At 44.4% G+C, this 21,182-nt stretch carries 20 protein-coding genes and 1 pseudogene; 6 read left to right on the top strand and 15 right to left on the bottom strand.

All coding sequences use genetic code 11. From position 1 onward, the window contains the following. Window positions 1–30: 30 nt before the first annotated feature. From glnL to AAY47_RS01240, 4 genes are all read left to right on the top strand, one after another. Window positions 31–1,074, top strand: coding sequence for a nitrogen regulation protein NR(II) (gene glnL, locus AAY47_RS01255; RefSeq protein WP_369813296.1), 1,044 nt, complete (start codon window positions 31–33; stop codon window positions 1,072–1,074). Window positions 1,075–1,093: 19 nt separating this feature from the next. Continuing rightward, window positions 1,094–2,539, top strand: coding sequence for a nitrogen regulation protein NR(I) (gene glnG, locus AAY47_RS01250; protein ID WP_047766427.1), 1,446 nt, complete (start codon window positions 1,094–1,096; stop codon window positions 2,537–2,539). A 459-nt stretch (window positions 2,540–2,998) separates the two neighbouring features. Then, window positions 2,999–3,478: an Hcp family type VI secretion system effector gene (locus tag AAY47_RS01245; protein ID WP_047766426.1), complete on the top strand. Its 480-nt coding sequence runs from the start codon at window positions 2,999–3,001 to the stop codon at window positions 3,476–3,478. Between the two features lie 2 nt (window positions 3,479–3,480). Beyond that, entirely contained in the window at window positions 3,481–4,281 is an 801-nt protein-coding gene (locus AAY47_RS01240) for a DUF4225 domain-containing protein (RefSeq protein ID WP_047766425.1), read from the top strand. A gap of 3 nt (window positions 4,282–4,284) precedes the next feature. On the opposite strand, the gene AAY47_RS01235 is transcribed toward AAY47_RS01240, so the two are convergent. The 3 genes from AAY47_RS01235 to yihI all read right to left on the bottom strand — a co-directional run bounded on the left by AAY47_RS01235 (window position 4,285) and on the right by yihI (window position 7,303). Beyond that, window positions 4,285–4,608, bottom strand: coding sequence for a hypothetical protein (locus AAY47_RS01235; protein ID WP_047766424.1), 324 nt, complete (start codon window positions 4,606–4,608; stop codon window positions 4,285–4,287). Between the two features lie 649 nt (window positions 4,609–5,257). Further along, window positions 5,258–6,631 (bottom strand): oxygen-independent coproporphyrinogen III oxidase, encoded by a 1,374-nt coding sequence (gene hemN / locus AAY47_RS01230; protein ID WP_047766423.1) that lies wholly within the window; start codon window positions 6,629–6,631, stop codon window positions 5,258–5,260. A 153-nt stretch (window positions 6,632–6,784) separates the two neighbouring features. Beyond that, window positions 6,785–7,303: a Der GTPase-activating protein YihI gene (yihI, locus tag AAY47_RS01225; protein WP_047766422.1), complete on the bottom strand. Its 519-nt coding sequence runs from the start codon at window positions 7,301–7,303 to the stop codon at window positions 6,785–6,787. Window positions 7,304–7,449: 146 nt separating this feature from the next. Here yihI and AAY47_RS01220 point away from each other — a divergent pair, with 146 nt between their 5' ends. Next, complete coding sequence (locus AAY47_RS01220) at window positions 7,450–8,922, top strand: glycosyltransferase family 39 protein (protein WP_047766421.1); 1,473 nt, start codon at window positions 7,450–7,452, stop codon at window positions 8,920–8,922. Window positions 8,923–9,189: 267 nt separating this feature from the next. On the opposite strand, the gene AAY47_RS01215 is transcribed toward AAY47_RS01220, so the two are convergent. The 4 genes from AAY47_RS01215 to AAY47_RS01200 all read right to left on the bottom strand — a co-directional run bounded on the left by AAY47_RS01215 (window position 9,190) and on the right by AAY47_RS01200 (window position 12,192). Further along, window positions 9,190–9,456, bottom strand: a complete 267-nt coding sequence (locus tag AAY47_RS01215) for a hypothetical protein (protein ID WP_053460710.1) — start codon at window positions 9,454–9,456, stop codon at window positions 9,190–9,192. A gap of 2 nt (window positions 9,457–9,458) precedes the next feature. After that, window positions 9,459–9,644, bottom strand: a complete 186-nt coding sequence (locus AAY47_RS01210) for a hypothetical protein (RefSeq protein WP_047766419.1) — start codon at window positions 9,642–9,644, stop codon at window positions 9,459–9,461. Between the two features lie 468 nt (window positions 9,645–10,112). Further along, window positions 10,113–11,450, bottom strand: a complete 1,338-nt coding sequence (locus AAY47_RS01205; RefSeq protein WP_047766418.1) for an NCS2 family permease — start codon at window positions 11,448–11,450, stop codon at window positions 10,113–10,115. Window positions 11,451–11,652: 202 nt separating this feature from the next. Beyond that, a complete protein-coding gene (locus AAY47_RS01200) occupies window positions 11,653–12,192 on the bottom strand; it encodes a TetR/AcrR family transcriptional regulator (protein ID WP_047766417.1) in 540 nt (179 codons plus the stop codon). Between the two features lie 100 nt (window positions 12,193–12,292). Here AAY47_RS01200 and AAY47_RS01195 point away from each other — a divergent pair. After that, window positions 12,293–13,772, top strand: a pseudogene (locus AAY47_RS01195) (MFS transporter). 230 nt (window positions 13,773–14,002) lie between these two features. On the opposite strand, the gene AAY47_RS01190 reads toward AAY47_RS01195, so the two are convergent. From AAY47_RS01190 to pstS, 8 genes are all read right to left on the bottom strand, one after another. Next, on the bottom strand, window positions 14,003–14,746 hold the full coding sequence (locus AAY47_RS01190) for an amino acid ABC transporter permease (protein ID WP_047766416.1): 744 nt from the start codon (window positions 14,744–14,746) through the stop codon (window positions 14,003–14,005). A gap of 1 nt (window position 14,747) precedes the next feature. Continuing rightward, window positions 14,748–15,485, bottom strand: a complete 738-nt coding sequence (locus tag AAY47_RS01185; protein WP_047766415.1) for an amino acid ABC transporter permease — start codon at window positions 15,483–15,485, stop codon at window positions 14,748–14,750. Window positions 15,486–15,584: 99 nt separating this feature from the next. Beyond that, the gene (locus AAY47_RS01180; RefSeq protein WP_047766414.1) at window positions 15,585–16,433 is read right to left on the bottom strand and encodes an ABC transporter substrate-binding protein; all 849 of its coding nucleotides are present in this window, start codon (window positions 16,431–16,433) and stop codon (window positions 15,585–15,587) included. A gap of 110 nt (window positions 16,434–16,543) precedes the next feature. Then, window positions 16,544–17,260 carry a phosphate signaling complex protein PhoU gene (gene phoU, locus AAY47_RS01175; RefSeq protein ID WP_047766413.1) on the bottom strand — a complete coding sequence of 239 codons (717 nt, stop codon included), beginning with the start codon at window positions 17,258–17,260 and terminating at the stop codon, window positions 16,544–16,546. Between the two features lie 18 nt (window positions 17,261–17,278). After that, window positions 17,279–18,052 carry a phosphate ABC transporter ATP-binding protein PstB gene (pstB, locus tag AAY47_RS01170; RefSeq protein WP_047766453.1) on the bottom strand — a complete coding sequence of 258 codons (774 nt, stop codon included), beginning with the start codon at window positions 18,050–18,052 and terminating at the stop codon, window positions 17,279–17,281. Between the two features lie 99 nt (window positions 18,053–18,151). Then, window positions 18,152–19,060, bottom strand: coding sequence for a phosphate ABC transporter permease PstA (gene pstA / locus AAY47_RS01165; protein ID WP_047766412.1), 909 nt, complete (start codon window positions 19,058–19,060; stop codon window positions 18,152–18,154). 1 nt (window position 19,061) lies between these two features. Next, window positions 19,062–20,021, bottom strand: coding sequence for a phosphate ABC transporter permease PstC (pstC, locus tag AAY47_RS01160; RefSeq protein ID WP_047766452.1), 960 nt, complete (start codon window positions 20,019–20,021; stop codon window positions 19,062–19,064). A 31-nt stretch (window positions 20,022–20,052) separates the two neighbouring features. Further along, window positions 20,053–21,075, bottom strand: a complete 1,023-nt coding sequence (pstS, locus tag AAY47_RS01155) for a phosphate ABC transporter substrate-binding protein PstS (protein WP_047766411.1) — start codon at window positions 21,073–21,075, stop codon at window positions 20,053–20,055. Window positions 21,076–21,182: the final 107 nt, after the last annotated feature.

The raw sequence follows: 21,182 nt of genomic DNA, 5'->3' as shown, positions 1-21,182 counted from the left end.
GCACCAAAAAAGTGCAGGAACTGAATGACAATGGTTAGTTTGCCCAAAGCAGAACAGATTCTCGACTCACAGATAAACAACGTCCTGATACTGGATAATGATTTAGTGATTCGCTACGCCAATCATTCTGCCATGCAACTTCTGGCACAAAGTTCCCGTAAATTATTCGGCACGCCGCTTCCTATCCTGTTTAGTTATATTTCACTGGATACAGAATTGATGCGTTCCAGTTTGATCAACGGTCATGGCTTTACCGATAACGAAGTCATATTGGTGATCAATAATCACTCTCATGTGATGTCGCTCAGTGCCCAACCAATTTCCGAACAGTTTGTCCTGCTGGAACTGGCATCTATGGACAGTCAACGCCGGTTAAGCCAAGAGCAGATCCAACAAGCACAGCAGGCGGCTGCGCGGGAATTGGTTCGGGGACTGGCACATGAAATCAAAAACCCTCTCGGCGGGCTGCGGGGAGCCGCACAGTTGCTTGCCAAGGCTCTGCCTGATCCGTCCTTGAGGGAATATACCCAAGTGATCATTGAACAGGCAGACAGGCTACGTAACCTGGTTGATCGCTTGCTGGGACCACAGCATCCCGGCTCCCAAACCCGCCAGAGCATTCACCATGTGGTCGAGCGGGTCTGTCAATTGGTTTCGCTGGAAATGCCCGCCAATGTCACGCTGATTAAAGATTATGATCCGAGCTTACCTGAGCTGGCGCATTATCCTGATCAGATTGAACAGGTATTACTGAATATCACCCGTAATGCCCTAAAAGCACTCGGTGAGAAGGGAGGAATTATCACCCTGAGAACACGAACCGCATTCCAGATTACCTTACAAGGGGAGCGTTACCGATTGGCAGCCCGAATTGATATTGAAGATAATGGGCCTGGTATTCCTCCCAATATTCAGGATACGCTTTTTTACCCGATGGTCAGCGGGTATGAAGGAGGAACTGGACTTGGCTTATCCATAGCACGTAATCTTATCGACCAACATGCGGGCAAAATTGAATTTACCAGTTGGCCAGGACATACGGAATTTTCCATTTACCTGCCTATCAAGAAATAACCGTTAAGTAGGAGTGACTATGCAACGAGGAAAAGTTTGGATCGTTGATGATGACAGTTCTATCCGCTGGGTACTTGAACGGGCGCTGAGTGGTGCAGGGATGGAGTGTATCAGTTTTGAAAATGCCGATGCCGTACTGGCCGCGCTGGCACAGGGTCATTCAGGGCAGGGTAATCCAGAAGTGATCCTGTCAGATATCCGTATGCCCGGATTGGACGGACTGAGTTTGCTCAACCAGATAAAGCAGAGCTACCCACAGCTTCCGGTCATCATTATGACGGCCCATTCTGATCTGGATGCCGCTGTCAGTGCCTATCAACACGGTGCCTTCGATTATTTGCCAAAGCCTTTTGATATTGATGAAACGGTTGCACTGGTCGAGCGAGCACTAAGTCATTATCGGGAACAACATCAATCAACCTCGAACCCACAGTTGCCGGTATCGGTTTCAGATATGATCGGAGAAGCCCCGGCCATGCAGGAGGTATACCGGATTATCGGCCGCCTTTCCCGCTCCTCCATCAGTGTGTTAATTAATGGTGAATCCGGCACGGGAAAAGAGCTGGTTGCCCATGCCCTTCACCGCCACAGTCCACGCGCCTCAGCCCCCTTTATTGCCCTGAATATGGCGGCAATCCCGAAGGATTTGATTGAATCCGAACTGTTTGGTCACGAAAAAGGGGCATTCACCGGTGCCAATCAAGTACGTCAGGGTCGTTTTGAGCAAGCCAATGGTGGTTCACTGTTTTTAGATGAAATTGGTGATATGCCGCTGGATATCCAGACTCGCTTGCTGCGGGTTCTGGCTGAGGGGCAATTTTATCGCGTCGGAGGCTATGCACCTGTGAAAGTGGATGTCCGTATCATTGCCGCCACTCACCAGAATCTTGAACAACGCGTTGCAGAAGGTAAATTCAGGGAAGACCTCTACCATCGCCTGAATGTGATCCGCGTCCAATTACCGCCTTTGCGGGACAGAGTGGAAGATATTCCTCGTCTGGCACATCATTTCCTGCAACACACTGCCAAAGAGCTGGGCGTTGAAGCCAAGGTGCTGCATCCTGATACGGAACTCGCGCTGATGCGCCTGCCGTGGTCAGGCAATGTCCGTCAGTTGGAAAATGTTTGCCGCTGGCTGACCGTGATGGCGGCAAGCAAGGAGATACTGGTACAGGATCTGCCCGCTGATCTGATTGGCAACTCACCCACAGGGCAGACCGGAAATACTCCTATTTCCCGCGTCATGCCACCATCGGAAGACTGGCCACAACTGCTGGCTGAATGGGCGCGACATGCCTTAGAAGAGGGAAAAACTGATCTCCTTGCCGATGCCCTGCCATTACTGGAACGCACTCTGCTTAATTGCGCACTGGAATATACCAATGGACATAAACAGGAAGCCGCCCGTTTGCTGGGCTGGGGAAGAAATACAATCACGCGGAAATTGAAGGAATTGGGTTTGTAACGGGCTATTCAGCCAAGGCCCAGAACGAGAGCGAGAATATTAAAGACTGTTTGGTGTCCATTGAAGCTATGGGATGCCAGACTAAAATTGCCAATTATTTGTTATTTCTCTAACTAATTTAACAATTATACCAATCCAACTTCAAGATGCATGTTATATTTCTCCGCTGCGCGGGGAAATATAAGGCCTCGCGTCGTCTTGCGGATTGCAACGTGAAGTTTATCGTGTATAAAAATCACACATAGATTATTTAATTGAAATTTAAAAAATAAAATCCCAAAGAAAAACCATATTATTGCAAAATAAAAAGATAATTATTTAAATATTCACTTATGGAAATATAAAACACCAGAAATTAAATACAGTTAATGTGGTTTAAAATATGATAAATATCATTGACAAAACAAATAATTATTCTGTATTTTATAGCAAATTAAAATACAATAAGGAAAAAATAGAATGGCTAATATTATTTATTTAACGATTAAAGGAAAAAAACAAGGTCTAATATCTTCTGGATGTTCATCAGAAAGTTCAATTGGTAATCTTTATCAAACTGGTCATGAAAATGAAATATATATTTACGAATTAAACTCTTCTTTATCCAGAGAACAAAATGTAAATCACTTCCCTATTAACATAAAAAAACCAATAGATAAGTCAACACCATTACTAGGAGTCGCAATATCAGATAATGAAGAACTAGAATGTATGTTTAATATGTACAGAACAGATAGCAACGGTGGGTTATCTCTTTATTTTTCTATAAAGGTCATCGGTGTAACAATTTGCAATATTGATATTATTTGCCCTAACTCATCAACTCATAATGATGCACAACCATTAGAGAGCGTCTCATTTAAATACAAAAGTATAACATGGCAACATCACTTGGCGGGTACTAGTGGTTATAGCATCTGGGATGATAGGATTTATTAAACATGGACATATATGCAAATAGAGATAATGATTATTTTTCTGCAATGGGAGCATTAACTGCTAGAAGTGTCACCGAGGCAGCTTTGAGTGCTTCACTATTTTTAGATAACTTTATTACAAAACAAAAATTTAAATCGGAAATAAAAAAATTTACTGATCATAATTTAGATATAATATTAAGCAAGTCATCTACACAATCATCTAAATCGCAAGCAATAAAAGATCTAAAAAAAGAAAAACTCTATCTATCACAACAAGAAAGTATCTTACGAAATAAGATAATTCAGAAATACGCTGTTATAGAGATTAAGAAAGAACTTGATTTTTTCACTTATGTTTTAAAGGGTATTGGATTGGTTGCTGGAGGGTTCCAACTAATTACAGGTACTGCTATGGTAACAACTACAAGTCAAACAGTGGTTGGTTATGTTGCAGGTTCAGCGCTCATAGTTCATGGCATGGGTAATATAGAAGAAAATTTAATATCATTATTAAATAATGATGCCGACTATAAAGGATATCTAAGAAAAGGATATGAGCATGCTTTTTCATTTATAGGATCAGACAATAAAACCGCAAATTTAGTTTATGGTGGTGTAGATATTGCTCTATCTGGCTATGGTGTATTTAGAAATGTGTTAAAGCCTGAAGCATGGCGACTATTTAATTATATAAAAGATGATTATATCGCCAGTTATAAAATAATGAGTGGCTATGCCCTTACATTTGAAATGTTAGCTGATGGAGTAACATTAAAATCAACCTACGATTCTTATAATGATCCCCAAAACAGCAAAAAATAATACTTATTCGCGTTTATATTTTCTCATAAATATAAACGCTCTATAGGATAACCTAAACGAAAGCATAAATAAAGTAGGTGGAATTGTAATAATAATAGCTATAATAAAACCGATAACACTAACCTCTCCCGCTATCAAAAATAAAAAAGCAAACCCCAAAAAAATTAAAGCATTAATAACTATTAATTTATAAAAACGTTTTTCCAAATCAATCATATTATCTATAAATGTAGTACCGTCTCTTTTATTAAGAGATCTCAATAAACTAATATCATTAGATGTGAATCCACTTTTCATCATTAATTCTTCTATATCTTCATTAGCCATTTTATGGCTCCTTTTTATTTATTCCGGTTTTTCTTCAACTTTTCATAATTATTTGTGATTATATTTGGTTTTTATCTAGCTGTTCAAACTTTTGATAAATAACCGTAACTGCATTGTAATTCTTCTCTAGCCAAGAAACAAATAATAATTTTACATTCAAATCGATAAGCACAGCCACTAACTATCTGATCCTAATTGTGCTACATTTTGGATATTATATGAATATTCGGCATTATCAATAAATTGGAATCATGTTAAAAAACAACAAAGATAAATCACCCATCCTTTATATTTTTTATAAAAATAAAGGATTTGTATCTTAAAGTTGGGGAGAAAAAGAGTAACACAAGAAAAATAGAAATAAAAAATGTTAATGCCACACTCAAATAATCAACATCTGGAACAAAAAAATGGCAGAAACAACAGAAAATAAAATAATAAGAAAAACCAATATCAACCTATAAAAACTATTACTTAGAATCATAACTTCTTTTTTATATTGTGACCAGACCGTTGAGAAGCCGATTTTATTTGATTTATTTACTTTAATGTAAAACCATGCTCCATCATCAACTCTTCTGTTACTTTTTCCATAGTGACTTACCTCAGATTTTTAGTGTGTTAGATATTTCAATAGAAAATTAAGTCCTCATATCACCCGCGAGAACTGCCGCTGTCGCATCTGGTTACGCAGATAGCTATCAAAACACATACAAATATTACGTATCAGTAATCGCCCTTTCGGGGATACCTGGAGCTGCGATTCGGTCACTTCAACTAATCCATCTTCGGTCAACGGTGCCAGCAATTGCAGGTCTTCGGCAAAGTAATCCGTGAAATTCAGCCCATAACGCTGCTCAATATCCGCAAAGTTCAGCCGGAAGTTACAAATTAGCGCCTTAATCACATCACGGCGAATACAATCATCTTGCGTCAAAGCTAAACCCCGCCACAAAGCATGGCCTTGTGCTTCTACCACAGCGTAATAAGTTTTCAGGTCTTTCTGGTTCTGGGCATAGCTATCCCCCAACATGCTGATCGCGGAAACCCCCATACCCAGTAAATCGCATTCCCCCTGCGTGGTATATCCCTGAAAATTGCGGTGCAAGATGCCTTGGCGTTGGGCAATCGCCAATTCATCATCAGGGCGGGCAAAGTGATCCATCCCAATAAACTGATAACCATTCCCTGTCAGGGTCGCAATCGTTTCTCGCAAGATATCCAGCTTCTGCGTCGCTGTGGGTAAATCCTGCTCCTTAATCTTGCGCTGTGCCGCAAATAAATCCGGTAAGTGAGCATAATTAAAGACACTTAAGCGATCTGGTGACAAGGCCAACACGCGCTGCAAGGTAAAGGCAAAACTCTCAGGTGTCTGTTTCGGCAGGCCATAGATCAGATCAATACTGGTGGATGTAAAGCCTGTTTCACGGGCACGCCTGATCAGTTCGAAAATAAACGCCTCATCCTGCTCACGATTCACCAAACGCTGCACCTCTTTATTGAAATCCTGCACGCCCATACTCAGACGGTTAAAACCTTCGTGATGCAAATGATCAATCACATCAAGTTCAATTTCACGCGGATCAATTTCAATGGAAAGTTCAGCATTGGGCAGAAACTGGAAATGGCTGCGCAGCATCGACATCAATCGGCTGATCTGCGTTTTATCCAGATAGGTTGGCGTACCTCCGCCCCAGTGCATCTGGCTGACTTTCCGCTGGGAAAATAATGTGGCGCGGGCAGCAATCTCTTTTTCCAACACATTCAGATAGTCATCCGCCTTGTGCTTCTGGCGCGTAACCAGCTTATTGCAACCACAGAAATAACAAAGCTTGTGGCAGAACGGGATATGGATGTAGAGGGAAAGCGGGCGATCAGGATAACGGGCGGCGGCCTGAGCAAAAGCAGCTGCATCGTATTGATGGCTAAACTCCAATGCTGTTGGATACGAAGTATAACGAGGCCCTGAATAGTTGTATTTTTGGATCAAAGGCAGATCCCAAACAATGGCTTGCTCTGACATGCTTATTCCTTCCGCTGTTTTCGCCCATCAAAACGATAGCCGCCATAGTTTACCCAATAACCACAATGAATAACATACTAATATTGTGGTTATTAATATCATGGTTATCAGAATGAACCCGCCTTTTACGATCACAATTCATTGATGAAAGCGTTACTTACCTTTCAGCAATTGCATGATATCTTCCTGTGGTTCTTCTTCATTGTCCTCTTCTTCCAGCTCGATACCCAACGCTTCCATCAGGGTATCAATGCGATCAAGCGTATTGTCGACATAAGCATTGTCTTCCTGAGACAATTTTTCACCTTGTTCAAGGCGTGCCAACAAGTCATCCAATCGCTCATCATGCTCCAACATTTCCAGCTCTTCCTGCGGTGACAGGCGCGGTTTTTGTTGCTCTACCACCGGCTTAACCGCGGGTTTCATTGTCGGTGCTTTTTCGCCTACGATCAGAGGAACCGGAACTTTACTGCCGACACGTGGATCTTGTTCCTGCTTGACTACTTTACGCTTATTACCGTCATCACTGTTATGACGGCTGCCGGCCGAATGACCACGGCGCTTTTTCTGGCGTTTACGTTCGCGTCCTTCTGCATCCAGCTCTGCGCGACTTTTTCTTTTTTGCTTACCAGCGGAAGGTTTCGCCGGTGATTTTTTCTTTAACGGGTTCATAGCTTGTGACTCAACTTATTTTTATCAAGATATTTTCGGCGGAATCTAACAGAAACTCCCTTTAACATCCAATGTCATTCACTGATTGTTTAAATTTCGTCTAGTATTATAGATAGATTTAACTCAAATAATATGTTCAGGCTACCATGCGTTTTTTTGATACCTCTTCTTACCGCATGCCATTGTATCTTTGGGTCACTGGTTATGCCGTTTTGTGGATAATAGCAAGTTATTTTCTCGATCCCACCGTTCCTTATGATGCCGTAGAAGCTTTAAACTGGGGTCTTAATGGGGAATGGGGTTCACCCAAAAATCCGTGGCTAGTGGGAGCCATCATGCTACCCGCTATCTCTATCAGCGACATTTCTCTGAGTTTTTATTGGTATTTCACCCACTTTGTTGCTATTGCCATTGGTATGCTTGGGGTTTGGCAGCTGGCTTTCCGGCTGACAGGCAAAGTTGCACTCGCATGGCTTGCCATGCTGACGCTGAACCTATCCGGTGTCATCAATTTTGATATCATTCCTTATAATGATAATTACTTTTTGGTTATGCTCTGGCCGTGGTCATTGCTGTTTTTTCTGCGGGCCATTGACGATCACCCCAAATGGTGGCTGGCATTCGCCCTCACCACAGGGCTGGCAACGATGGCAAAGTATTCTTCGCTTGCTATCGTCGGCTCGGTCTTTTTGCTCTCCCTGTTCGTGCCTAAAGTCCGTCGCAACTATCGGGAGCCACTGTTCTATCTCGCCATTGTCATCTGGTTTGCACTGGTACTACCGAACGTTTGGTGGCTGGTGCATAACGATTTCGTCGCATTTAAGTGGGTAGATTCCCAAATTCAGGAAGGGTTCAATCTACATACCACACGCGCTATCCTTTCCGTGTTCTACCCGTTAATTATCGTCGCTGCCATTATTTATCTGCTCGGTGGCCGGATTGGCTGGCCCAGGCATCAATCCAGTGCGCTGACTAATATCGTGATCCTGCTGCCTCTGCTGCTGATTTATGGCTGGTTCTCCTTCAATCAGGGCGGGCGTATGACCGAATGGGTACAACCTTTTATGACAGTTTCACCGGCACTGTTGGTGGGATCAATAACGGTCTTTCCCAATAAACCCTTGCGCGGCACATTACGGGGATTGGCCGTGTTTGGTGTATTGGTGTTAATCGGTTACGTCAGTGTGATGATGGCAAATGTCCGTGATGCCGGGCAAAAGTTTGTTGGCATAAAAACCTTCGCCAGCCAATTGGATCAACGCTGGAGCGAATTGTATCCAACGCCATTACGTTATGTGGGTGGAGAATATCTGCATCAATGGCTGACATTTTACAGCCACTACCATCCAGAAACGATACAACCCTGGGAGTTAGACAAAGGTATGCCACCCAATATCTATAACCGCCATATCAAACAGGGTAATATTGTGCAATATGGTGCCTTGTTAGTGGGAGAACGAGGAAAAAGCTGTGCAGAGGAAGATTTCCAACACACGTTTGAACAATGGCTATTATTGGTGCTCAGTCACAAAGAAGAGCTTTCCTTCCAGGCCCAGCCCAGTGCTGAGTTAGATACTGTCTGCATTGGCTTTGTGGCACCTGACAGTCTGCAAGGGTAGCCGCACACAAGGCCGATTGATTGGAACGTAAGATTCGAAACACACCATTGGTGTGCCCTATCAAAGCAGCTTGAAATACAAGGACATGAATATAGAGTTTTATCACTTTAAATGTGATAAAACTCCTTAAAATTCATTTTTAGTTAAAAACGTAATGCTCAGGTGTTATATCAAAATAAGTTGGTTCTGCTAATGAGCACTCCTCTGCTGATATGATTGCTGAAACAATAAATTTAAGAGGTTTCTTTTGATTACTAATATATGGAATCAACACTTCGGTTGTCTGTGTATATAACTGCCCCCAATCTTGAAATTCAATTGTTTTTTCCCTTTTGTCAATTTGGTTCTATTAATCAATACGGAAGTCGCTTTCATCCCGTCAAGTTGCTTATCTTTATCAAATTCATACATTATTACTCTTTGAGCAGGCCAAGATTCAACAGTGGAGCAATAATCTAATGCCTCTTGATTTTCTTTTGAAGCAGAAACAACACTAGGAATAAATATCATCGCAAATAAAATATTTTTTTTCATATTCATTCTACAATTAACTCTCTATCTACTGATCTAATTATTTCACTTCTTGCCTTTGGCTCTACAATAATACAACCCTCAGATGCGGGATTATTTTTATGCGATCCTTTTCCACTATACCCACCACGATAAACTAACTCATCATCATGATATAAATCGCCAGAGTATTGATGATAAATCCAAGCCATTTAAAACTCCTTTTAAAACATCGCTAACAAAAATAAGAATAAGAATAAGAATAAGAATAAGAATAAGAATTTCACCTTATACACTCTATCACTTTTTCTATTTTTATTTTAAATCACTTCATGAATTTTTCATTAAAAAATATACTATTTTATTTTTTTGATTTGATCCAATTGAATAAAGCTCCATTTGTCAAATTTCAATTCAAGCTAACTAGACTATTTGAAATTTTTAGTAGGATTCGTAACTTCGCATATATACCGAGAGGGAAATTTATCGTGCCCGTTGAAGGGTTCTTTTGTCTTCGACCGTCTGACTTTCGCGTCGCAAACAGATTGCTAAAAAATGGCTTTGCAGGGATGAGGGGGAGCGCATTCCCTAATTGAATCCCCTCTTGTATCGGCGGATAAAAATAAGCAAGCCTGACTTGAATACGCGTCAGGCTTTTTTTATTACCCTGTCAATCGTGGTCAGTGGGTATCCACAAACACCATTTTCAATACAAACAGGAATGTCACGACCAGAACACAGGGACCAACTTCACGCCATTTGCCCGTGCCTAATTTCATGGCACAGTAGGCGATAAAACCCAGTGCGATACCTTCGGTAATAGAAAAACTAAATGGCATCATCACTGCGGTGATAAAAGCAGGGACGGATTCAGTCAGATCGTTCCATTTCACCCTTGTCAGACTGGAAGTCATCAAAACGCCCACATAGACCAAAGCACCCGCTGTCGCATAGGCAGGCACCATGCTTGCCAGCGGAGAGATAAACATGACCAGTAAGAATAAAATACCCACGACAATCGCCGTCAAGCCAGTCCGTCCACCAACAGAAACGCCCGAAGAGCTTTCAATATAGGCGGTAACCGAAGAAGTCCCGATGTAAGCACCCGCCACCGAACTGATACTGTCCACATACAAGGCTTGCTTCATGCGTGGGAATTTACCATTACTGTCAGCAATACCTGCTTTATCCGTCACACCAATCAATGTGCCGGAAGAATCAAACAAGTTCACCAACATAAATGAGAAAATCACGCCAGCCAAAGCGATATCCAGTGCCCCTTTGACATCAACGTTACCCACCACGCTCATCACATTAGGCGGCAGATCAAAAATGCCGTGATATTCCACATAGCCCATCATCAAACCGATGCCGGTTGTCACGATAATCGAAACCAACACCGCAGCATGGAAATTGCGGGCTGCTAAAATGGCAATGATAAAAAAGCCCAATGTCCCCAATAAGACATTATGGGAAGCAAAGTTGCCGATTGACACAATCGTGTCGGGATTAGGCACGATAATGCCCGCATTTTTCAGCCCCATCATGGCAATAAAAAGACCGATACCACTGGTAATACCCACTCGCAGGCTCAATGGAATATTGGCGATCATCCAGTAGCGAACACGAAGGAGCGTCAAGATAAAGAGTCCCACAGCCCCCCAGAAAATGGCTCCCATCGCAACCTGCCATGAAAGCCCCATCGCACCGACCACAACAAAGGCAAAAAACGCATTCAGACCCATCGCAGGTGCAACGGCAACAGGCAGATTCGCCATTAATCCCATCATAATGCTGCCAACGGCGGCAATTAAACAGGTCGTGACAAATACCGCTTTGATATCCATGCCGGCAACCGCCAGAATTTGCGGGTTAACAAAGACGATATAAACCATCGTCAGAAACGTCGTTAATCCGGCAACTATTTCGGTACGAACTGTCGTGCCATGTTCCCCTAATTTAAACACGCGCTGAAGCAAGCCCTGACGATGAGCAGAGCCAGAATTTATTGTGCTCATGTAATATTGTTTCCCAAAAAAAAGCGAAGTTTTCGGCCTATCCTACAGGAAACCTACATAAATCGTTACCCTGAAACGACAAAAAAGAAAACGATTGCGAAACGTGAAATCAATAACTTAAATAACATTATGATTCTTGAGGAAATTCATTTTGTGACGATATTTTATTCGATTTATCCGCGATTGGTCTTGCCGGAGAAATTCAGGGTGACACAGCAGCAAGAATATCGGTAAAGATATCTCCCCACTCATCCTCGGACATATCCATTAAGCCGAAGAAACGCAAAACGAATGCCCCTTCTGTAGCTAAAAATGCCAAACGCGCTTGCCGGCCTTCTTCCGTCGTTGTGTCCAAGCCTGCTATGCGTTGTCGATACCAGATACGGGTTGATTCAAGATGTTCCGGTGTTTGTAATAAAGCCGCCATCAAACCAGCCGCCTTTGCCGTCGATGCTTCATCAGATCGTCTGGTCGCCTCAATATGCGCACGCACGGCTGTCAACGGGTGGGGATCATGTCCGGCAATTTCATGAAACTGTTCGTCATAACTCGCCTCCCAACGCTCAAACATCGCATCAATCAGGCCATCTTTTGTACTAAAACTGTATTGCACTCCCCCCTTGGTAATGCCAACCGCCTTCGCCAGTGCATCAATCGTGAGAGCCGCAGCGCCATGTGTTGTGACAATCTGTTCCGCTGCATCCAGCAGAACTTCTCGGTCAATTGTTTTACGTCGTCCCATGCGAACCTCCTTTTCATTAAATACGGATGTATTTATAATAATCGCCAACAATTTAGTCAAGGTTCGGTAAGGTGACCAAACCGCATTGGTGAATTTGCTTATGAAATCGAATATCCGCTGGCTTGTGCTCGCTATTATTTCCAGTGCACTTTTCTTAGTTGTTATTGATATGACCGTGCTATACACCGCTTTACCTCGGTTAACACATGATTTGCACGCTTCTGCTTCAGAGAAATTGTGGATCATGAATGCCTATACGTTGACCATCGCAGGATTACTTCCCGCTATGGGGGCGTTAACTGACCGTTTGGGTGCCAAAAAACTGTTTACTCACGGGTTAGCCATTTTCGGCGTTGCATCGCTGATGGCGGCATTTTCTCCCAATCCTGCCACTCTGATTGCTGCACGTGTGGTGCTTGCTTTTGGCGCGGCGATGATGATGCCGGCGACACTCGCCATAGTCCGGCAAGCGTTTACAGATCCAAACGAAAGGGCACTTGCCATCGGCATCTGGTCTGCTATAGCTTCGGGCGGGGCTGCACTTGGCCCGGTTATCGGCGGGTTCCTGCTCGAATATTACTGTGGGGATCGGTTTTTCTGATCAACATCCCGATTGCTCTGATTGCGTTTGGCTTTGCACTGGTCGTCATTTCTAAAAGCCCGGACAATCCAGGCCATCACTTTGACCTGATTGCTTCGGTGCAAATTATGATTGGTTTGGTCAGTATCACTTATGCCATCAAAGAATTAAGCAAACCAGTACCTTCATTGTTAACCGCCGCGACAGTGGGTATCGCAGGAATTATTTTCACCGTCATCTTCATTCGTCGCCAGTTAAGTTCATCAACCCGATGATCGATTTCAACCTCTTCCGCAATCGTGTTTTCACTGCGGGAGTCGTCGCAGCTTTCGTTTCCACAGCAGCGCTAGTCGGGATGGAGCTTGCTATCAGTCAACGCTTCCAACTCGCTATGGGTCTATCTCCCCTTCTGGCGGGATTATTTATTCTGCCCATTCCGATTGCCTCTTTTATTGCCGGCCCTTTGGCCGGAATTGCGATACCCAAATTTGGTGCCGGGCGGATCATGTGGCTTTCACTCGCTTTTGCCGGTCTGGGGATCACTGTTTATCTCGCTGGCCTGCAATCCGGGCTTTTCGTGCAAATCACTGCATTTTGCATCATTGGATTTGGTAGCGGCGCAGCAATGACCGCTGCTTCCACATCCATCATGCTAAATGCCCCAGAAAATAAAGCTGGCACCGCTGCCTCTATCGAAGAAGTCGCTTATGAACTGGGAAGTTTAATCGGGATAGCCGTTCTCGGCAGTCTGATGGTGGCGGTCTATTCTGCCTCATTTATTCTTCCGGCTGATACACGTATTCCAGAACTGGCGCGAAACAGTATTGATGAGGCACTTATTGTTGCAGAAGGGCTAAAGGGAGAGGTCGCACTGTCACTGATCCATGCAGCAAAACAGGCTTTCAATCACTCATTCCTGTCGGTGTTAATCGCAGCAGGGACATTGCTGTTGTTGACTTCTGTACTCATTGCTGTGTTTGGAAAAGAGAAACGCCATTAATTGAGCCAATAAACATGAAAAAGCCGCATTAAGCGGCTCTCTGAAAATGTTCCTTTAAGCGGTTAATTTAAATATCTTTATGACTAACATCACAAATTAAAGGTGATTTTGCAGTTCTTATATACTCGATAAACGTCAGGTTGCAATCCGCAAGACGACGCGAGACCTTATATTTCCCCGCTGCGCAGGGAATGAATACAACAACGAAAATATCTGCCAGATGCCAGATATTAATTTTGCGGCACCACGGTCAACGCTTTTTTATGCCAGAAGCCGAAGATTGCGGTTCTTTCACGCCTCACCGAGAAGCGGCGGGCAACGTAATTGGCAATTAACTCCAGTGATAAGCACATGACAAAATAAACCAGCGCAACGAATAAAAAGACTTCCATCGGATAAACCATACTGCGGCTATTCACCTGGGTCGCCAAAAATGACAGTTCTGCCACACCAACGATATACGCCAATGAGGTATCCTTAATTAACGCAATCCACTGATTGATGAATGAAGGCACCATCATACGCAATGCCTGCGGCAAAACGATATGCCAAAGCACTTCCCAACGATTGAAGCCCAGTGATAACCCAGCCCGCCATTGACCATCACCAATCGCTAAAATTCCCGCTTTAACACCATGTGCTAAATAAGCCGAAGTAATCAATGCCAGCGCACAGACAACGGTCGTAATTTCAGGGATCTCCATCCCCAATACGACAGGCAACAAAAAGTACGTCCAGAAAATCAGCATAATGACCGGAATAGCGCGAAAGAAACCCAGTACTGCCGCCAACAGGTTGGCCCAAAAACCACGCAACATCGCCAGAGCAACGCCACCCAGAATACCCAATACAATGGAGATCGTCCCCGCTATGATGCTGATGACCAGCGTCAATGCCGCGCCTTCCAACGGCCCATCGGGAAAGGTTCCCAATAGCAAATAACGCCAGTTTTCTGCAATAACAGTAAAGTCCATATCAATACCCTCTCGCCAATGTTTTCTGTTGGCGCCATTGTCCCCAGCCTTCCATCACCGCAATAATGGCGATATAGAGTACTGTCGCCACACCAAATGCCTCAAAGGTTTGTAAGGTTTGGGTTTCCACCTGACGAGAAGCATAGGAAAGTTCTGCCACCCCAATCGCCATGGTTAATGATGAATTCTTGACAATATTCATGTATTGCCCCAACAAGGGTGGCATGGCTATTTTCAATGCCTGTGGCAATACAACGTACCGCATGGCCTGCCAGCCCGTTAAGCCCAATGCATGGGCAGCATATTTCTGCCCGCGTGCGACGCCCTGAATGCCCGCACGTAATTCTTCCGCCACAAACGGGGCTGAATAAAGGGTTAATCCAATAAATCCCGCCAAAAATTCAAAGGATGGCCATGCCAGTGTCAGGCCGAAAATCAGGGTGTCGTGGGGCGTGTTCAGCCACATCATCGCCTCTTGTGGCAGAATTTGTCCGGATGCGAAATACCAGAAAAACAGTTGTACCAACAAAGGCGTGTTACGAAATACCGTAGTGTAAACCGTCACCAACCAGCGCAGTGGCTTGATTTGGCTATCCCGTGCCGCCGCAATGACAAAACCCAGTAAAGTGGAAGAGATCATGACACAGGCAGAAAGCCACAAGGTGATCAGAAATCCCTGCCAAAGCCACTGAAGATATTCAGGAGCCAGTAAATGCTCAGTAATCAATTGCTCAAACATATCATTCACCGCATAAACAAACAGCAAAGCCCCGAAATAACGGGGCTAATCAATTGGTGTTCTTAAATGGAAGCACTAAATGGAAGCACTAAACAAACATTACTGTTTTGCCTGATCCTCTAACGGAGCAAATTTAAAATCACCCCGCGGTTGAGCGGATTTAGTTTCCGGGCCAAACCAGCGATTGTAGATTTCCGCTGCTTCACCCTCTTTTTCCAATTTCACTAAGGTTTGGTTAACCGAATCAACCAATCGTGTTTCCCCTTTGGAGGCCGCAACTGCTTGATATTCACGAGTAATACTGAAAGGAGAAATTTCAAAATCGGCTTTCTGGGCTTCCGGTACATTTGCCAGCAAACCGACCAGTTTCGCATCATCCTGCGTAATCGCCTGAACATTGCCATTTCTTAAAGCCGCAAATGCCAGCGGCGTATCGTCATAAGAGATCACTTTGGCAGTTGGATAACGCTCACGCAGGGTAATCTCCTGTACTGTTCCCTTATCTGCCCCAATACGCAGTTTGGCAATATCATCCGGCTTGGTCAGAACGCCTTTGCGGGCAATGAACTTCTGGCCCGTGGCAAAATAAGGAACGGAGAAATCAACTTGCTTTGCACGTTCGTCAGTGATGGTGAAATTAGCGGCAATTAAGTCGATTTTTTTGGAAGAAAGCAGAGGAATACGGTTTGCCGGATTTGTTGGGCGCAATTCCAGTTTCACCCCTAAATCATTAGCAATCGCATTGGCGATATCGACATCATAGCCTGCCAATTTTTTCGTTTTGGGATCGATAAAGCCAAATGGTGGGTTACTGTCAAATACCGCAATACGTACCGTGCCGGCTTTTTTAATGTCATCAAGTTTATCTGCTTTTGCCACTCCTGAAACCAAGGCCAAACCGGTCAGCAAAGCAGTAACTGCTACGCGAGATTGATTGCGGATCTTCATTGTACACCCCTGTTGGTTATTAATTTTTATCTATCAACAAAAGCTATCAATTTAGATATAGCACCTGAAATAATATAAAATACTATATTTATTCCAATTAGGAATAAAAACTAGTCTTTTTGGGTGAGTAATTTCTCCAGCTTATCACCCCCAATATGACGAAAGTCCTGTCCTTTGACGTAATAGAAGATAAATTCACAAATATTTTGGCAACGGTCACCAATGCGCTCAATCGCGCGGGCACAGAAAAGCGCCGTCATGACATTCGGAATCGTTCTGGGATCTTCCATCATATAGGTCATGAGCTGACGGATAATACTTTCATATTCCTGATCAACTTTTTTGTCTTCACGGTAGATACGGATAGCCTCTTGCAGATCCATACGGGCAAAGGCATCCAACACATCATGCAACATTTGGATCGTGTGGCGTCCCAATGATTCCAAACTGACCAGCAAGGATTGCTGTTGATGTGAAAATCTTTCAAGCGCAGTCTGGCAGATCTTATCGGCAACATCGCCAATCCGCTCCAGTTCAGCAATGGTCTTTGAAATAACCATGATCAGACGCAAATCACTGGCCGTCGGCTGACGTTTGGCAATGATGCGAACACACGCTTCATCAATCGCCACTTCCATCATATTGACTTTCTGGTCATCCTCAATCACTTGCCGCGCCAACACTTCATCCTGGTTGTGCATCGCCAGAATCGCCTTACTGAGCTGTTCTTCCACCAGCCCGCCCATTGTCATCAATTCTGTACGAATATGTTCCAGTTCAGCATTGAACTGACCGGAGATATGTTTGCTGAGATTCAGATTATCCATATTATGCTATACCCCGTATTAACCGTAACGGCCGGTAATGTAATCTTCGGTCTGTTTCATCTTCGGTGTGGTAAACAATCTGTCCGTATCGCTAAATTCAATCAGTTCACCCAGGTACATAAATGCCGTGTAATCCGAACAGCGAGCCGCCTGCTGCATATTGTGGGTGACGATCACGACGGTATATTCCGATTTCAGTTCGCTGATCAACTCTTCAATGCGCCCTGTCGAGATGGGATCAAGTGCCGAACAGGGTTCATCCAGCAACAAAACCTCTGGACGAATAGCAATACCACGGGCGATACACAGACGCTGTTGTTGACCACCAGAAAGGCTATGCCCACTCTGGTGCAATTTATCTTTGGTTTCATTCCACAATGCCGCTTTGGTCAACGCCCATTGGACACGTTCGTCCATCTCTGTTCTGGGCAGTTTTTCAAACAGGCGCACCCCGAAAGCAATATTGTCGTAAATGGACATCGGGAATGGTGTCGGCTTTTGGAAGACCATCCCAACTTTGGCACGTAGCAAGGCAACATCTTGCTTGTCTGTCAGGATATTGGTGCCATCCAGAATAATTTCACCTTCAACGCGCTGCTCACCGTACAATTCATACATTTTATTGAAAGTACGCAGTAACGTGGATTTACCACAGCCCGATGGCCCGATGAATGCCGTTACCTTATTTTGTGCGATATCCAGCGTAATATTTTTCAATGCATGAAACTTGCCGTAATAGAAATTCAGATCACATACCTGAATTTTACTTCCTGCGATTTTATTGACTGCCATGTTGTTTATCGCCGTATTGTTTACTGAAATAACGTCATTAGCCTTATTCATCAGTATTTGTCTCTTTAATACTTTCTGCTTTTGTTCCTTTGAAAAACATCAGTCCTTTTTCTTCACAAACAACGCACGCGCCACAATGTTAATGAGCAATACACATAGAGTAATCAACAATACCCCCGCCCATGCCAATTGCTGCCAGTCGGAGAATGGACTCATGGCAAACTTGAAAATAGTGACAGGCAAGTTTGCCATCGGCTGGTTAAGATCGGTGCTCCAGAACTGGTTGGAAAGCGAAGTGAACAACAATGGAGCCGTTTCACCGGCGATACGAGCAATAGCCAGCAATACACCGGTCATAATGCCGGATATTGAGGCTTTCAACGTGATGGCAGAGATCATTTTCCATTTTGGTGTGCCCAGTGCATAAGCGGCTTCACGCAAGTTATCCGGCACTAGTTTCAGCATGTTTTCCGTTGTACGAATAACAATGGGGATCTGCAACAGTGCCAGTGCAATGACGCCTGCCCAACCCGAAAAGTGTTGCACTTTTGCCACCACAACCGTGTAGACAAACAATCCAACCACAATCGAAGGCGCTGAAAGCAGGATGTCATTAATAAAGCGGATGATTTCTGCCAGCCATGAACGGCGGCCATACTCCGCCAGATAAATGCCCGCCATAATCCCCAATGGTGTACCAAACACCGTCGCCCAGAAGATCAGCAAACCGCTACCCACAATGGCGTTTGCCAGCCCACCGCCCTCGGTATTGGGAGGAGGCGTCATTTCAGTAAACAACGCCAGCGACATACCATCGATACCTTTAGTGACAGTGGAGAATAAAATCCAGCCCAGCCAGAATAAACCGAATGCCATCGTCATCATGGAGAGCATCAGCGCCAGCCGGTTTTTCTGACGACGCCATGACTGCATACGGCGACGGCTTTTCATCTCCGCGTCATTTACTGTATTGGCGAAAGGGGCGGGTTGCTCATTGATGGTTGTCATCTCAGCGCTGCCCCTCATTTTTTGCCAGACGCAGAATCATCAATTTTGACAACGCCAGGACAATAAAAGTGATGACAAATAAAATCAGCCCCAGTTCCATCAATGCGGCAGTATGCAGGCCTGATTCAGCCTCAGCAAATTCATTTGCCAATGCAGAGGTAATACTGTTCCCCGGCATATACAGAGACACACTATCAAGTTGGTAGGTATTACCGATAATAAAAGTGACCGCCATTGTTTCTCCCAATGCCCGGCCAAGCCCCAACATGACGCCACCAATGACGCCATGTCGGGTATACGGCAAGACGATATGCCAAATCACTTCCCATGTTGTACAACCGATACCATAGGCAGACTCTTTCATCATCACAGGGGTCTGTTCAAACACATCGCGCATGACAGAAGCGATATAGGGGATAATCATGATGGCAAGAATGACACCCGCCGCCAGAATGCCGATGCCAAAGGCAGGGCCGGAGAATAGTGCTCCCACAATGGGAATACTGGAGAACACGTCACCAACGGGTTGCTGAAAATAGGTGGCAAACAGTGGAGCGAAAACAAACAGCCCCCACATGCCATAAACAATGCTGGGGATTGCGGCCAATAACTCAATCGCCATACCCAACGGACGTTTTAACCAGTTTGGTGACAATTCCGTCAGAAACAGGGCGATACCAAAACTCACGGGAACCGCAATAATCAGGGCAACTAACGAAGTCATTAATGTGCCATAAACCGGTATCAATGCGCCAAACATCCCTGCCGGCGCATCCCACTCTTTGCTCCATAAGAACGCAAAACCAAATGCTTGTATACTCGGCCAGGAAGCAATGATCAGCGAAATGATAATGCCGCCCAGCAGAAATAAAGTTAACAACGCCGCTAACTTAACCAGAACGCTGAAGATAATGTCACCCTTTTTGCTTGGTGCTTTCAGTGCCGTTTTACGTTCGGCCATACGCATCATTCTCATGTTAGGTTATTTCCCCTTAATAAAAGGGGAAATTACGCTTCCACGCTGCACGCACCTGGCTGACCACTTCTTCCGGCAGGGTGGCATAATCTAGCTCTTTCGCTTGTTGTTTGCCGTTGTTATAAGCCCAATCGAAGAATTTCAGCACTTCTGCATCCTTGACTGCATTTGCCTGCTTTTTGTAGATGAGAATGTATGTAGTCGAGGTAATTGGCCACGCATTATCGCCTTTCTGGTTTGTCAGATCTTGGGCAAAGCTGTGGCTCCAATCTGCCCCTTTAGCCGCCGCACTAAAGTTCTCTTCGGTAGGCGCTAGCACAGCTCCCTCCGCTGAAACCAGTTTGGTATAAGCCAGGTGATTCTGCTTTGCATAGGCATATTCGACATAACCAATCGAACCCGGCAGACGCTGAACAAATGCAGCAATCCCGTCATTACCTTTACCGCCCAATCCTGTTGGCCATTTGACGGTAGAGCCAGCCCCGACTTTTTGTTTCCAATCGCGGCTAACTTTGGACAGGTAACTCGTAAAAACGTAGGAAGTCCCTGAGCCATCCGCGCGACGAATCACGGCAATGTTTTGCTCTGGCAGTTTGAGATCGGGGTTCAACTTTGCAATCGCCGGATCATTCCATTTCTTGATATGACCCAGATAGATATCACCAAGGGTTTTACCATCCAGAACCAACTGACCCGCTTTAACACCGGTAATGTTCACTGCCAGCACAATCCCACCGATGACCGTTGGAAACTGGAACAAACCATCAGTCGCCAATTTTTCGTCAGACAGCGGGGCATCAGAGGCACCAAAATCAACGGTATTCGCAATAATCTGTTTTACACCCCCAGAAGAACCGATGCCTTGATAATTGATTTTGTTGCCCGTTTCTTTCTGATAAGAATCCGCCCACTTGGTATATATCGGAGCAGGAAATGTTGCACCTGCCCCCGTCAGGCTGGCGGCGGCAAATGAAGACAGGGATGTCATGGCAAATACAGTAACCATGATGCTCGCCACGGTGGTACGCATTGATTTCATACTATCTCCTGTTGGAATACGCATCATTAATGAAAAATACATGACAGGTATCGCTGACAATCTGATTTTCAGGTAAGAAAATGATTCAATAAAGAAAATAGGTGAAT

It is taken from the genome of Xenorhabdus griffiniae, from assembly GCF_001028135.1.
GTDB lineage: Bacteria > Pseudomonadota > Gammaproteobacteria > Enterobacterales > Enterobacteriaceae > Xenorhabdus > Xenorhabdus bakwenae.
The sequence above is the reverse complement of the archived record's forward strand: the minus strand, read 5'-3'. Positions and strand labels throughout refer to the sequence as shown.